Origin of the sequence: Capnocytophaga genosp. AHN8471 (genome assembly GCF_016806945.1) — a bacterium.
Lineage (GTDB): Bacteria > Bacteroidota > Bacteroidia > Flavobacteriales > Flavobacteriaceae > Capnocytophaga > Capnocytophaga periodontitidis.
This window is the reverse complement of sequence record NZ_JAESPJ010000016.1, coordinates 41,730-55,402: the sequence shown is the minus strand read 5'-3', so window position 1 is coordinate 55,402 and position 13,673 is coordinate 41,730. Positions and strand designations below refer to the sequence as shown.

The window sequence follows — 13,673 nt, the reverse complement described above, 5'->3', positions numbered from 1 at the left end:
TTAAAATAAGGGTTTTTGTTTAGCGCTTCTGAATCTGAGAATTATTACAATATCTTCTTTGACTTCATAGTAAAGTATAAACTTCTTTTTAAAGAAAATGCGTTGATAAACATTTTCTTCTTCTATGTATTGAGCTAAAAAATAAGGATCTTCTTCTATTTCTTTCTGAACTTTTTCTGTTTCAATTGCTATTTTCACAGAATAAGTATCGGATTTATTGTTTTCACTCCAAAAGTCTAAAGTGTTTTCTAATTCTGTTCTTGCCTTACCCGACCATTTTACTCGTATACTTTTTTCTGATAATTTCAAACAATTCTCCTCCATCAATCCAATTACCATTTTTAACATCTTCGCGAGCTAAAGCAATTGCTTCTCTATCCTCATCAGTAATTAGAGAGGGGTATTCATAAGGATTGGTTACCTCAATCCCTATTGTAGCAAAGTAATCAACTATTTGTTGATACTCTTCAAAATTAATATTTTTGTTTAAGACAAGTGTGTTCATATTGTTGTTGGTCTTTTTGGGGTTACCCTTTATCTCACTGGGCGGTTCATCACTAAGTCGATGTAGAGATTTACCTTGTCTTTGAGTTCTTTGCGGTTTACGATGAAGTCTAAGAAACCGTGTTCGAGTAAGAACTCAGCAGTTTGGAAGTCTTCTGGGAGGTCTTGCCCTGTGGTGTCCTTCACTACACGCGGACCTGCAAAGCCTATGAGGGCGCCTGGTTCGGCGATGTTGATGTCGCCTAACATTGCAAATGAAGCGCTAATACCTCCCGTAGTAGGGTCGGTACAGAGGGAGATGTAAGGCAGTTTGGCTTCGTCGAGCTGAGCGAGTTTGATAGAGGTTTTAGCCATTTGCATTAGCGAAAGGGCAGCTTCCATCATTCGGGCGCCTCCTGATTTAGAAATCATTAAGAAGGGGAGTTTGTGTTTGATAGCATAGTCGATAGCGCGGCAGATTTTTTCACCTACTACGCTTCCCATAGAGCCCCCGATGAAAGCGAAATCCATACAGCCTATTACTATAGGTTTGCCTTTGGAGTTACCGACAGCGGTGCGTACGGCATCTTTAAGGTCTGTTTTTTGGGTAGCTTCTTCTAAGCGTTGAGTATAGGCTTTGGTATCCACGAAATTGAGGGGGTCTTTAGAAGTCATTTCGGGGTTGAGTTCTTGAAATTCGTTGTTGTCAAACAATATTTGGAAGTACTCTTTACTGCCTATACGCACGTGGTAACCATCGTCGGGACTTACGTAGAAGTTGGTGGCTAACTCGTCCTGTTCTACGATGTTACCGCTGGGAGATTTATACCATAATCCTTTAGGGATATCTTTTTTTTCCTCAGTTGAGGTTTGTATTCCTTTTGCTGTTCTTTTAAACCAAGACATAATCAATTAGTTTTAGTGAAGTGCAAAAGTACGAAGTTTTTTTTAAATAGCAATTTTTAGCTAACAAATAGTATGATTGCTAAAGGTTAAAAAAAACTAAAGATTTGTTCTATTAATAGGGGAAGTTGAAAAAATCACTTGAGGAATTGGCAGTAGATAAAAAAATCTTGAAAAAATTTGCAGATTCAAAAAACTGTTGTACCTTTGCCGCGTCAATCAAACGAAAGTTCATCATTTTGCGGGTGTGGTGAAATTGGTAGACACGCTAGACTTAGGATCTAGTGCTTCACGGCGTGGGGGTTCGAGTCCCTTCACCCGCACTTGCAAAAGGCTGCCTACATCAGGCAGCCTTTTTTGTTATTAATCAATAATAAGTATGAAAGTATCAGTAGAACTTACCTTCAGTCCGTTGCAAGATGATTTCGAGCAACCTATCATTCATTTTATCAAAAAATTGCGCGCCTCTGGGCTTATCGTGCAAGAAAATCCTCTTAGCACTCAAGTGTATGGCGACTACGCCCAAGTAATGAGCGTACTCACTACCGAAATAGAAGAAGCCCTCGAGCTGGTAGAACGCGGATTGATGTACATAAAAATCGTAAAATCCGACCGCCACGAGTATAAACCATTTTTCTAATGACGAATGACAAATTACGAATGACGAATGACTGATTTTTTTGCGCAATATAGAGGAGTAGAGACACATTTGGTGGTACTCGAAATTATTGGGGTTATCTTTGGATTCCTCAGTGTGTGGTATGCTAAAAAAGGAAATATTTGGGTATACCCTACGGGTATTATCAGCACGGTGCTCTTTGTGTACTTGCTATGGCACTATGTGTTGTGGGGTGATATGCTCATCAATGCTTATTATACAGCAATGAGTATCTACGGCTGGGTGTTGTGGGCAAAGAACGCACAGAATAATGTAATTACCATTTCGGTTACTACGCGCCGTGATTGGCAAATATGTGCGCTTCTGGGGCTGTTTAGTTTGAGTTTTGTAACCATAGTATATTACCTCAAACCTTATATCAAAAACGATTTTTCAATGCAGGGCATTTCCTTAGGTTTTCACAACTTCCTCCCTACCGAATATGTTGATGTGTTCACTACTGCCATTTTCTTAGTAGGAATGTGGCTAATGGCAAAACGCAAGATAGAGAATTGGATTTTTTGGATTCTCGGAGATCTTATTTCGGTGCCGCTCTACTTCAAAAAAGGAATGCTTTTCACTTCTTTTCAGTATTTATTATTCACTATCATCGCCATAATGGGCTATATAGAATGGAAAAAACACTTGCGCAACGAGAGAGTGACCTCAAACGTATCGTCTTTATAGGTCCTGAATGTACGGGCAAAACTACGCTGAGTCGTACCCTTGCCGAGCGTTACCAAACCGTATGGGTTGAGGAGTATATGCGCACTTATTTGCAGCACAAGTGGGATACCCAGCGCCTCACTTGTACCCCCGATGACCTACTGCCTATCGCCCGCGGACAAATAGCTCTTGAAAACAAGCGCATTGAGCAAGCTAATAAAGTGTTATTCTGTGATACTTGTCTGTTAGAACTGATGATTTATTCGTATCTTTACTATGGCTATTGCGACCCATTGATAGAGCACGCCGCTCTTGCCCATCATTACGATGCTATTTTCCTTACCTATATAGATGTACCTTGGCAAGCCGACGACCTACGCGACAAACCTTACGAACGTGAAAGTGTTTTTACTTTCTTTCAAAAACAATTAGACGACCGAGGTATAAAATATCAAATTTTAAAAGGAAGTGTTGAAGAGAGGATACTTTTTGTAGGAGATAGAGGGTTAGGATATAAGGAATAGAAAATAAAAATCCCAAGTATTGTTGAAAATAACACTTGGGATTTTTTATGTGAATTACTACAATACTAATTAATCGGCGAGGATGACAGCCTTGTTGTGATTACACTCCAAAGTGCCCCCGCTAATTGTAAAAGATTTCAGTTCTTTTTTACCTTCAAAAAGGGTAACCTCGCCCGCGGTAAGCATTGAAATGATAGGGGCGTGGTGGTCTAATATTACAAAAGGTCCCTTAGCCCCAGGAACATTCACTGCGGTTACTTCACCTTTAAACAAAAGGGCTTCGGGAGAGAGGATTTCTACTGTCATAAGTGCGAGCCGCACGGGCTTTTTTTGTTATTGTTTAAAACTTTGTCAAAGGTGCAAGCCGCACAGGCGCAATTAAGGACTTTGACAAAGTATATGATATTCTAATTAACTCGCTTCAGCAAGCATTTTTTCACCAGCTTCAATTACTTCTTCAATAGTACCTTTAAGGTTGAAGGCAGCTTCAGGAAGGTGGTCGAGTTCACCGTCGAGAATCATATTAAAGCCTTTGATAGTATCTTTGATATCTACGTAAGCTCCTGGTAATCCGGTAAATTGTTCGGCTACGTGGAAAGGCTGTGACAAGAAACGTTGTACACGGCGTGCACGAGCTACCGCAACTTTGTCGTCTTCAGAAAGTTCTTCCATACCGAGGATAGCGATGATATCTTGCAATTGTTTGTAGTGTTGCAAGAGTTCTTTCACACGTTGCGCACACTCGTAGTGTTCTTTACCAAGAATTTCGGGGGTAAGAATACGTGAAGTAGAGTCGAGTGGGTCTACTGCAGGGTAGATACCGAGCTCAGCGATTTTACGCGACAATACGGTGGTCGCATCGAGGTGGGCAAAGGTAGTAGCCGGCGCAGGGTCGGTAAGGTCATCGGCAGGTACATATACCGCTTGTACTGAGGTGATAGAACCGTGTTTGGTAGAGGTGATGCGCTCTTGCATTGCCCCCATTTCGGTAGCCAAGGTAGGTTGGTAACCCACTGCTGATGGCATACGCCCTAACAAAGCAGATACTTCAGAACCTGCTTGGGTGAAACGGAAGATATTATCGACGAAGAAAAGCACGTCTTTACCTTGTCCTTCACCAGCGCCATCGCGGAAGTACTCAGCAATGGTAAGTCCAGAAAGAGCTACACGCGCACGTGCTCCAGGGGGTTCGTTCATTTGCCCAAATACGAAAGTTGCTTTAGATTCTTTAAGAGCATTTCTATCTACTTTACTCAAGTCCCAGCCACCTTTTTCCATTGATTCTACAAATGCATCGCCATACTTGATGATGCCTGATTCAATCATTTCGCGGAGGAGGTCATTCCCTTCACGGGTACGTTCGCCTACCCCAGCGAATACTGATAAACCGCCGTGACCTTTGGCGATGTTGTTGATAAGCTCTTGGATGAGCACCGTTTTACCTACACCAGCACCGCCAAACAGACCGATTTTGCCTCCTTTGGCATAAGGTTCAATAAGGTCGATGACTTTAATACCGGTGAAGAGCACTTCGGTAGTAGTGGAAAGTTCTTCAAATTTAGGGGCTTCACGGTGGATAGGCAAACCGTTATCGCCATCTTTGGGCAGGTTGCCAAGGCCATCCACACCGTCGCCAATTACGTTGAAGAGGCGACCATAAATATCGTGTCCTATCGGCATTTTGATAGGGCTACCGGTAGCGATTACTTCGGTATCACGGCTAAGCCCTTCGGTAGAGTCCATAGAGATAGCGCGTACTACATCTTCGCCTATGTGCGATTGTACTTCTAATATAAGTTTAGTGCCGTCGGGTTTGGTGATTTCTAAAGAATCGTAAATGCGAGGCAGTTGTTTATCCGATGCAAATTCTACGTCTACCACCGGACCAATAACTTGAGCTACTTTTCCTTTTTGAAACATATTTTTTTCAGTTAAGAGTTAAGAGGTAGGAAGTAAGAAAAAATCCTATTTCCTAATTTCTATTTTCTAATATCGCGCAAATGTAGGAAGTTTTTTGTAAAGTAACAAATAAAAAAAGATTTTTTTATTAAGGAGTGATACTCGTTGTAGTATTACAAAGAAAAAGCGGGGATAAGAGAGAAAAGAGTATCCCCTACTTTTCTTTGTAATTGCCTGATTTTTCTTTACAGAGAATAGATGAAAGGAGATAAAAAAATCAGGACTTTAAAATAAAAGCAAATATTTCGGGGCAAAGATACAAATTTTACCCCCCCATTATGTTAAATTACTGTTAAATCTTATAATCTTTAATGTTAAAATGTTAATTTAAGAGTAATAGGGGTTCATTTTCAAACATTGAGGAATTATGCGAGGTAGTTTTTTTAAGGGCGCTAATTGTTGTTTTATAGGGTTTTCTGCTTTCAATCGCAAAATTATTATTAACTTTGCAAAATCAAACTTAGCAAATGAGTGAAACACTATTTAACAAAGGGACAAATGAACTGTTTACCAAAATCTTTCTTAGTTATTACAATCATAAAAAAAAATCGTAAACACTGTTTACGGTTTTCAAAATAAATTCCGTTTATCTTAATTACATTAATGGATAAAAGAATATGAACAAAATATTTACTAAAAACACTTTTCTCTGGCTCTTGGTAGCAATGGTGCTCCTCGGTTACCTCCTCCCCTATCGCGAAAGTTATAATGCTTATTTCAACCTCGGTACTTTTATCGATTGGGGGATTGTGATTATCTTCCTGCTCTACGGACTCAAACTAAATCTCCGTGAGGTATTGAACGACATCAAAAACTGGAAATTACACCTCTTGGTGCAGGCAGCTACTTTTGTACTGTTTCCGCTTTTGGTGATGCCTTTCTACAAGATAGCACAGGGTACTGATTTTTATGTGTTATGGCTCTCGATATACTTCTTGGCGTGCTTGCCTTCTACGGTTTCATCATCGGTGGTGATGGTTTCTATCGCCAAAGGGAATGTGCCTTCAGCAATTTTCAACGCTTCTATTTCGGGACTTATCGGTATTTTTGCTACTCCTATGCTGATGCAGCCTTTTTTGGAAAACAGTAGCGGAGCAGCTGTAGATCAAGGGGCAATCATTCAACAATTGCTACTGAAAGTATTGTTGCCCATTGTGTTAGGTTTGTTGCTCAATCCGCTGTGCAAGAAATTTATAGAACGCTATGGCAAGCTCATCGGTAAGTTTGACAGATTCATTATCTTACTCATTGTTTACGAGAGTTTTTCAACAGCTTTTGTAAATCGCGTGTTTAGCAGTGTGCCGCCTATTACTTTCGCGATTATTGTCTTAGCTGCAGTAGGTTTATTTTTTATAGTGTATCACCTTTTGGGGTGGACGTCAAGGCGTTTGCACTTCAATCGTGAGGACACGATTACAACCACTTTCTGTGGTTCAAAAAAATCGTTGGTACACGGGAGTCTCTTTATGATGGTTTTGGGTATTCCCGATGACAACAAAGTGATGTTCCTGCTACCAATTATGCTATATCACAGTTTTCAGCTGTTTTATGTAAGTTGGTTAGCAAATAAAATAGGGAATAGGTGACAGGTATGTGAGTAACAATTCAGCTAATGCTCAATGGTTTATATTACACTGAAAAATCAATCACAACGTAAAAAACAAAGAAGATAAACAAAGGCTATGTAAATACCTGAAGTTTATGTGATAACTAACAACTAAAATTATGACTATCAAAAACTGGGAAGATACCGATAAGCCTCGTGAGAAGATGATGGCTCAGGGGAAAACAGCTTTGAGCAATGCCGAACTTTTGGCTATTTTATTAGGTTCAGGGTCTGCCAATGAAAGTGCTGTTGCTTTGAGCAGACGTATATTGGCTTCAGTAGGCAACAGTCTCACGGCTTTAGGCAAACAAACATTGGCGCAACTCACTGCCTTCAAAGGGATTGGTGAAGCCAAAGCAATTACGATTCTCGCCGCTACCGAAATGGGACGCCGGCGCGCTGCCGAAACTCCTGAACCTCAACCTAAAATTGAAGCTCCTCAACACGTTTTTACCTTGATGCAACCCCTTATTGGCGACCTGCCTCACGAGGAATTTTGGGTGCTCTACCTCAACAGTGCCAACCGCGTGATTCACAAATGCCGACTTTCTTCAGGGGGCATCACTCATACTACTGTGGATATACGACTGCTCTTCAAAAATGCTTTAGAACAAGGCGCTGTCTCACTGATTTTAGTGCATAATCACCCCTCGGGGAGCACCACCCCCAGCAAAGAGGATATAGAACTCACAGAACGTGTGAGAAACGCTGGTGATACTTTGGATATCAAACTCTTAGACCACGTAATCGTTACAGAAAAAGAATACTATTCAATTGACAATTGTTAATTGTTATTTGTTTCTCATCATTTTCACTGAAAAAACAAAGATGAGTAGCACAACAATCCCCATAATTGCCCATAGAAGTGGCTTAGCCGACACAAAAGTACCATTGGTAGGGCTTTTAGTAACTGAAGTCGTTATAGTAATAGGCTGATTCTTTACATATTCTACAGTTTCATTGTAATGAATTGAGGGAAGTTGTTTAGGGATATTCTTTACAAAATGAGTAATGTCGTACTGAGGCGCTATGTCGTTAGGTTTGCCATACACTAAAAAATAGTGATGAGCCGTATCGGGGAAACGCGCTGTGAGTTTATAAGTGATAGGAAAGAGGGTAATTTCAGAAATTGCAAGAGGGGTATTATCTTGGTTATCAATGTCGATTTGCAGATGTTTAAACAGTTGTGACGAAAAAGTATATGTGTTATTCCCCTTAGAATTAAGTACCCCTTTAGCCACATTGCTCAGATAGGTGTCATCGGTGGTTTCGTTTTGTAAAATCTTCACAGAACGATAATAATCATAAGTTGTTGCAGGGTGAATCGCCACTTTGCCAAGAAGTAAAATTTCGGGAAGTTTCACATCGATAATCGTATGTTTAGACGCTTTGTCGTTCTTTACAGCAAAGTGCGTAATAGTTTGAGTAGCGACCACTGTATCAACTATCATATAAGGCACTTCAATAGTATCGGTAACCGAAATGCCATAAAGGCGCAAATCGTTATAACTCTCCATACGATCGAAGATAGTAATGGGTAAAGTGAGAGAATGCCAACCGCTTTGGTTGAGATTTTCAATCGCTTGTTTATAGCGGTATGACGAGAGCTGTGCCTGAGCGGTAATACTACAGAAAAACAGCAAAACAAAGAGTTTTTTCATAGTTTGATAGCAACTTTACTAATTTATACCGCAAAAGTATAAAAGTTTTTCGTTATTCGCAATTATTTAGTACCTTTGTCGCGATTCTAAAACAAGAGGAGTATGGAAATTACCAATATCAATCAGTTGGATGTAACTAATGGTCTTTATACTTACGCCGATTATCTACTTTGGAAGTTTGAAGAGCGCTTAGAACTCATCAAAGGGAAGATTTTTAAAATGAGCCCCGCGCCAGCCATTACACACCAAAGAGTATCACGCAAACTATCGGGGGAGTTATACAACTTCTTCAAAGGAAAGACTTGTGAACTCTTCACAGCTCCTTTTGATGTAATTTTACCTAACGCTAATGGCAAAGAAGATACAGTAGTGCAACCCGACCTTTGTGTAGTGTGTGATCCAGAAAAATTAGCTGATGGCAAGCGTTGTGTAGGAGCTCCCGATTTAGTGGTAGAAATTCTTTCACCTCATAACTTCACACGCGATTTAGACCTTAAATTTCATCTATACGAGGAAGCTGGTGTACTTGAATATTGGATAGTGCGTCCCGAGAGCAAAGAAATAAACGTGTATGTTTTGCAAGAAGGCAAATACTATGGTTTACCTCCTATTGTAGAAGGCAAAAACATCACCTCAGTAAAATTTCCTACGTTAAAACTTAATACTGAAGATATTTTTTAAAAATGGAAAACATAGCATCACAAATCGTTCATTGGATAAAAACTTATGCCGAAAATGCTCGTGTAAAGGGCTTAGTTATAGGTGTATCGGGCGGGGTAGACTCGGCAGTCGTCTCTACGCTTTGTGCGCGTACGGGTTTGCCAACGCTCTGTCTCGAAATGCCCATTCACCAAGCTGAAAGTCACGTGAGTCGCGCTGAGGAGCACATCACTTTCCTCAAAGCTCACTACCCCAATGTGAGCAACCTGCGCACCGACCTCACTCCTGTATTCGACCAGTTTGTAGCACAAATACCCCCTACCGATAAATCTACTTATGAAATGGCTCTTGCCAACACCCGCGCACGCCTAAGAATGACGACCCTCTACTATTTTGCGGGACTCGAAGGTTATATAGTGGTAGGCACGGGTAATAAAATTGAGGATTTTGGGGTAGGATTTTTTACCAAATACGGCGATGGGGGGGTAGACATCAGTCCTATTGCCGACCTGATGAAAAGCGAGGTATACCAACTTGGTAAATACTTGCAAATTCCGCAAAGCATCCTCAAAGCAAAACCCTCCGATGGTCTCTTTGGCGATGACCGCAGCGATGAAGACCAGCTCAAAGCTACTTATGATGAACTGGAATGGGCTATGCTCCAAACCGAACAAGGCAAAAAAGCGGAAGATTTTAGCGGTAGAGAGCGTGAAGTATTTGAGATATACACCCGCCTCAATCGTGCTAACCAACACAAAATGCAACCCATACCGATTTGTAAAATAAGCAGATGAGAAAAATCAGCAAATTTGCCAATGAATAGCAATACTATCTAATTGATAAATTGACTAATTAATAGAAATGAACATACTTATCCTTGGCTCTGGCGGTCGTGAACACGCCTTTGCCGTAAAACTACACCAAAGTCCGCTTTGCGACACCTTATACATCGCCCCTGGCAATGGAGGCACTCACACCGTAGCTACCAATGTGGCGATCAACCCTACCGACTTCTCCGCGCTCAAAGCCTTTGTGCTTGAAAAACAGATTGCAATGGTAGTGGTAGGTCCTGAAGACCCTTTAGTGCAAGGGGTATACGATTTCTTTGCCAACGATAAAGAACTCTCTCACGTGCAAGTGATAGGCCCCTCACAGCAAGGTGCTACCCTCGAAGGCAGTAAAGAGTTTGCCAAAGAATTTATGGTGCGCCATAACATCCCCACGGCTAAATACGCGAGTTTTACCAAGGATACAGTAGACGAAGGTTGTGCTTTCCTCAGCACGATGAAAGCCCCTTATGTGCTCAAAGCCGATGGTTTGGCAGCCGGTAAAGGGGTGGTGATACTCGAAGATTTACAAGAAGCCCAAGCCGAATTACGCCGTATGCTCATCGACGAGAAATTTGGAAAAGCAAGTACTAAGGTGGTGATTGAAGAGTTCCTAAAAGGCATTGAGCTCAGCTGCTTTGTACTCACCGATGGACAAAACTACAAAATATTGCCTACTGCCAAAGATTACAAGCGCATAGGTGAAGGTGATACAGGGCTCAACACGGGCGGTATGGGGGCTGTTTCACCCGTTCCTTTTGCCGATGCAGCTTTTATGCAGAAGATTGAAGAGCGCATCGTAAAGCCTACTATTGCAGGATTGCACAAGGAAGGCATTATATATAAAGGCTTTGTGTTCATCGGACTCATAAAAGTAGATGGTGAGCCTTACGTGATAGAATACAATGTACGTATGGGCGACCCCGAAACTGAAGCCGTATTGCCACGTATAGAAAGCGACCTCATTCCGCTATTCCAGTCGTTGTACAACGGCACTTTGGCTTCACAAGAGCTAAAAGTAACCCCACAGAGCGCTACTACAGTGGTAATGGTATCAGGTGGATATCCTGAGGATTACGAGGAAGGAAAAGAGATTACAGGCACTGAAAAAGTAACAGATAGCACTGTATACCACGCTGGTACCACCCTTAAAAACGGTAAACTCCTCACCGCTGGCGGTCGTGTGTTAGCTGTAACTTCTTTAGGTGATGATTTCAAAGAAGCCTTACAACGCTCCTACAACAATATCGCAAAAATACATTTTGAAGGTGCTTACTGGCGAAAAGACATCGGGAAAGACCTTTCCAATTAACAAAAAGCCACCTCAAAAATTACTAATCCTTATAAATATGAAAAAGAATATAATCGCAGTCCTCACCTATATAACCCTAATTCCTCTATCTTTCTCTCAAAACACTCTCTCCAAATACCTTGTGGATAAGGAGACTAAAGCTCCTTTAAAAAGTGCTACCATCCATAATGCGAACGATTATACCGTTACCAATGACGACGGGCACTTTGTATTCTATTCTACCAATGACAGCATTACTATAAAAATGTTAGGTTATGAAACTTTCAAAAGCACTTTCAAAGCCCTCAGTCGTACAAAAGACACCTTATACCTTATCCCAAAACCTTTTCAGTTAGACGAAGTAACCCTTTCTAACAAAAACATTATACAAGAAGCCTATAATCACGCAACTACCAATTATCCTATGGAACCTTTTGTTGAAGATTTCTTTTTGCGTTGTATCCTCAAACGCAATGGTGAACTTGTGAAAATAGAAGATTTTAGTGGTCGTATCAAACGAGATAAATTGTTTGGTGTGAAAAAAGAATATGCTTTTCAGATTCTGAATATGAGGAAGTTCGGTATAGAAAAGAAAGGATTACGGACAGATGATTTTGAACTTCTTTCCTTAGATGGTCTTTTTGATTGGTATAGTAATTACTTCTTCTTAGATCCAAAGGAGTACCGTTTTTCATTCCTTAAAGTTATAGATGAAACACATCATCAGGTAAGTCATACTTCTAAAAATGAAGAGGATTACAAAAAAGGAATAGGTCATTTTATCATCAGTACAGATGATTATGCTATCAAAGAACGCCTTTATAAAATCAATCCTAAAGTGGTAGATAAAATACCTTTTACTAAAAAGTTGTCAGGAAAACATAGGGTTATTGATTACTATTTGAAGGAAAAAAGTGAGAAGGACACGGATAAGAATAAGTATTTTATAACCAATGCTATAATGAGTCAAAAGATAGAGATTTATACACAAGGTGAAAGAATCGTATATGACGTAAGTTTCGAGCTCATTGTTACTCACCCATTTTCAGATTTCAGTACTTTTAAAGCCAATGTAAATGGCAAAAAAGAGCTCTTTAAATTAGATGTACCCTATAACAAAGAATTTTGGGAGACCCAAAACCAACTCCCCCTTACCAATGAAATGTGCGATTTTATCAATAAACCCCACAACACAAAAGAATACCGCGTGATATCTAATTTCTAAAGTAATGTAAAAACACAACAATATGAAAACACTATTCCTTATCCTATTATTCACAGCCACATCCTTGTCCGCCCAAGTAGCTGAACTCACCCTGCTGGATGCCTCTACAAAGCAGCCCATTCCCAATGTCGAAGCCTATTACACACGCTCCCTCAACGGCACTATTACCAATGAGGAAGGCAAACTGCGTATTGCGGTGGAGAACGACTCCCTTACCTTAAGCCATATAGGCTATGCAACTAAAAAGATTTTTACAGATAAAACCTTTGCTAAAGCAACAATTTATCTCAATCCTCAGGAAATACAACTTGACGAAGTAGTACTGTATAATTTTGATTTGAAGAAGAAAGTGAAGTATGTAATTGACAATTACTCTAAGCTATATGACACAAAAACTAAGATATTAGAGGCTACATATAGAGAAAAAACGCTTAAAGATGGTCATATTATCCGCTTTTATCAAATACAGTTAGACTGGTGGACTAAGAATTATATTTATCATTTTAGAGAGCCTTTAAGCAAATTCTCACAGATACAACTCAAGAATACTGACTATGCTAAAATAATGAGCAGTGAGGAAGATGTATCCAATGAATTAACTTTAGAGCAAAAGACTCTTATAATGTACTTATATTTGAATCCTTACCTTGTATTTTTGTACAACGCTGAGAGTATTGATATTAAGAAGGTAGAAAAGAACAAAGAAAATACTATTGTAACTTTTGATGCTGATATTACAAAACTAGACCTAACTCTCATTAATTCTGTTATTTATTTTGATAATAGTACTAATACTATTAGGAAAATTATTTTCAGTCAAAAGCCCTCTACCAATACAGGAATATCAAGAAAATCAAAAATACCTTACACATCAACTACAGAACAGGCTACTTGGGAAATTACTTTTACTCCCTATAAAAATAAATTGCTTTTAAGTTCTTTTTCTGTAGGAGCAAAAGCGACTGTTGAAATTCTAGGTAAAGTATATACCTATCAAATAGAGCAAAGCTATTTACGAACAAGCATACAAAATAAATACATTAAAAAAGAAAATAGAATAGACGTAGAAAAACCTTTCTTTGAATACGTTACCCCTCATAAACAAGGCGAAGTTAAGTTTTTACTTACTAAAGAAGAACAAGATTTTATAAACCAATAACCATAATATCTAAACATTTAACATAACAAACTTATACAAAATACTATATAC

16 protein-coding genes and 1 tRNA gene are annotated in these 13,673 nt (G+C 39.7%); 11 read left to right on the top strand and 6 right to left on the bottom strand.

All coding sequences use genetic code 11. The annotated features are described in order from the left end of the window. From JMN12_RS06885 to accD, 3 genes are read right to left on the bottom strand one after another with little or no spacing between them, the layout of a single operon-like run. Positions 1–288, bottom strand: coding sequence for a type II toxin-antitoxin system RelE/ParE family toxin (locus tag JMN12_RS06885; RefSeq protein ID WP_009414285.1), 288 nt, complete (start codon positions 286–288; stop codon positions 1–3). Next, positions 266–505: a hypothetical protein gene (locus JMN12_RS06880; RefSeq protein WP_198472969.1), complete on the bottom strand. Its 240-nt coding sequence runs from the start codon at positions 503–505 to the stop codon at positions 266–268. Before JMN12_RS06880 ends, JMN12_RS06885 begins: the two co-directional genes overlap by 23 nt. Before the next feature lie 29 nt (positions 506–534). Beyond that, on the bottom strand, positions 535–1,389 hold the full coding sequence (accD, locus tag JMN12_RS06875) for an acetyl-CoA carboxylase, carboxyltransferase subunit beta (RefSeq protein WP_009414283.1): 855 nt from the start codon (positions 1,387–1,389) through the stop codon (positions 535–537). Positions 1,390–1,627: 238 nt separating this feature from the next. Here accD and JMN12_RS06870 point away from each other — a divergent pair. The 4 genes from JMN12_RS06870 (at position 1,628) to JMN12_RS06855 (ending at position 3,234) form a co-directional block, all read left to right on the top strand. Next, positions 1,628–1,709, top strand: a tRNA-Leu gene (locus tag JMN12_RS06870). A 56-nt stretch (positions 1,710–1,765) separates the two neighbouring features. Beyond that, entirely contained in the window at positions 1,766–2,026 is a 261-nt protein-coding gene (locus JMN12_RS06865) for a thiamine-binding protein (protein ID WP_088593139.1), read from the top strand. A 27-nt stretch (positions 2,027–2,053) separates the two neighbouring features. Continuing rightward, entirely contained in the window at positions 2,054–2,731 is a 678-nt protein-coding gene (gene pnuC, locus JMN12_RS06860; protein WP_203138227.1) for a nicotinamide riboside transporter PnuC, read from the top strand. Beyond that, positions 2,677–3,234: an AAA family ATPase gene (locus JMN12_RS06855; RefSeq protein WP_203138225.1), complete on the top strand. Its 558-nt coding sequence runs from the start codon at positions 2,677–2,679 to the stop codon at positions 3,232–3,234. Before pnuC ends, JMN12_RS06855 begins: the two co-directional genes overlap by 55 nt. 69 nt (positions 3,235–3,303) lie before the next feature. On the opposite strand, the gene JMN12_RS06850 is transcribed toward JMN12_RS06855, so the two are convergent. Both JMN12_RS06850 and atpD read right to left on the bottom strand, forming a co-directional pair. Continuing rightward, a complete protein-coding gene (locus tag JMN12_RS06850) occupies positions 3,304–3,540 on the bottom strand; it encodes a F0F1 ATP synthase subunit epsilon (protein ID WP_009414279.1) in 237 nt (78 codons plus the stop codon). Between the two features lie 105 nt (positions 3,541–3,645). Beyond that, a complete protein-coding gene (gene atpD / locus JMN12_RS06845; protein WP_203080506.1) occupies positions 3,646–5,154 on the bottom strand; it encodes a F0F1 ATP synthase subunit beta in 1,509 nt (502 codons plus the stop codon). 656 nt (positions 5,155–5,810) lie between these two features. Here atpD and JMN12_RS06840 point away from each other — a divergent pair. Together JMN12_RS06840 and radC are read left to right on the top strand one after the other, a co-directional pair. Continuing rightward, positions 5,811–6,779, top strand: coding sequence for a bile acid:sodium symporter family protein (locus JMN12_RS06840; RefSeq protein ID WP_203138223.1), 969 nt, complete (start codon positions 5,811–5,813; stop codon positions 6,777–6,779). A gap of 139 nt (positions 6,780–6,918) precedes the next feature. Beyond that, complete coding sequence (radC, locus tag JMN12_RS06835) at positions 6,919–7,587, top strand: RadC family protein (RefSeq protein ID WP_203092826.1); 669 nt, start codon at positions 6,919–6,921, stop codon at positions 7,585–7,587. A gap of 3 nt (positions 7,588–7,590) precedes the next feature. On the opposite strand, the gene JMN12_RS06830 is transcribed toward radC, so the two are convergent. Continuing rightward, on the bottom strand, positions 7,591–8,460 hold the full coding sequence (locus JMN12_RS06830; protein ID WP_203138221.1) for a hypothetical protein: 870 nt from the start codon (positions 8,458–8,460) through the stop codon (positions 7,591–7,593). Positions 8,461–8,562: 102 nt separating this feature from the next. Here JMN12_RS06830 and JMN12_RS06825 point away from each other — a divergent pair, with 102 nt between their 5' ends. The 5 genes from JMN12_RS06825 to JMN12_RS06805 all read left to right on the top strand — a co-directional run bounded on the left by JMN12_RS06825 (position 8,563) and on the right by JMN12_RS06805 (position 13,622). Beyond that, positions 8,563–9,141, top strand: coding sequence for a Uma2 family endonuclease (locus JMN12_RS06825; protein WP_203138220.1), 579 nt, complete (start codon positions 8,563–8,565; stop codon positions 9,139–9,141). 2 nt (positions 9,142–9,143) lie between these two features. Beyond that, complete coding sequence (nadE, locus tag JMN12_RS06820; protein WP_203080501.1) at positions 9,144–9,914, top strand: NAD(+) synthase; 771 nt, start codon at positions 9,144–9,146, stop codon at positions 9,912–9,914. Between the two features lie 67 nt (positions 9,915–9,981). After that, entirely contained in the window at positions 9,982–11,259 is a 1,278-nt protein-coding gene (gene purD, locus JMN12_RS06815) for a phosphoribosylamine--glycine ligase (protein ID WP_203138219.1), read from the top strand. 37 nt (positions 11,260–11,296) lie between these two features. Beyond that, entirely contained in the window at positions 11,297–12,463 is a 1,167-nt protein-coding gene (locus JMN12_RS06810; protein ID WP_203138218.1) for a hypothetical protein, read from the top strand. Positions 12,464–12,485: 22 nt separating this feature from the next. Further along, entirely contained in the window at positions 12,486–13,622 is a 1,137-nt protein-coding gene (locus JMN12_RS06805; protein WP_203138217.1) for a carboxypeptidase-like regulatory domain-containing protein, read from the top strand. Positions 13,623–13,673 lie beyond the last annotated feature (51 nt).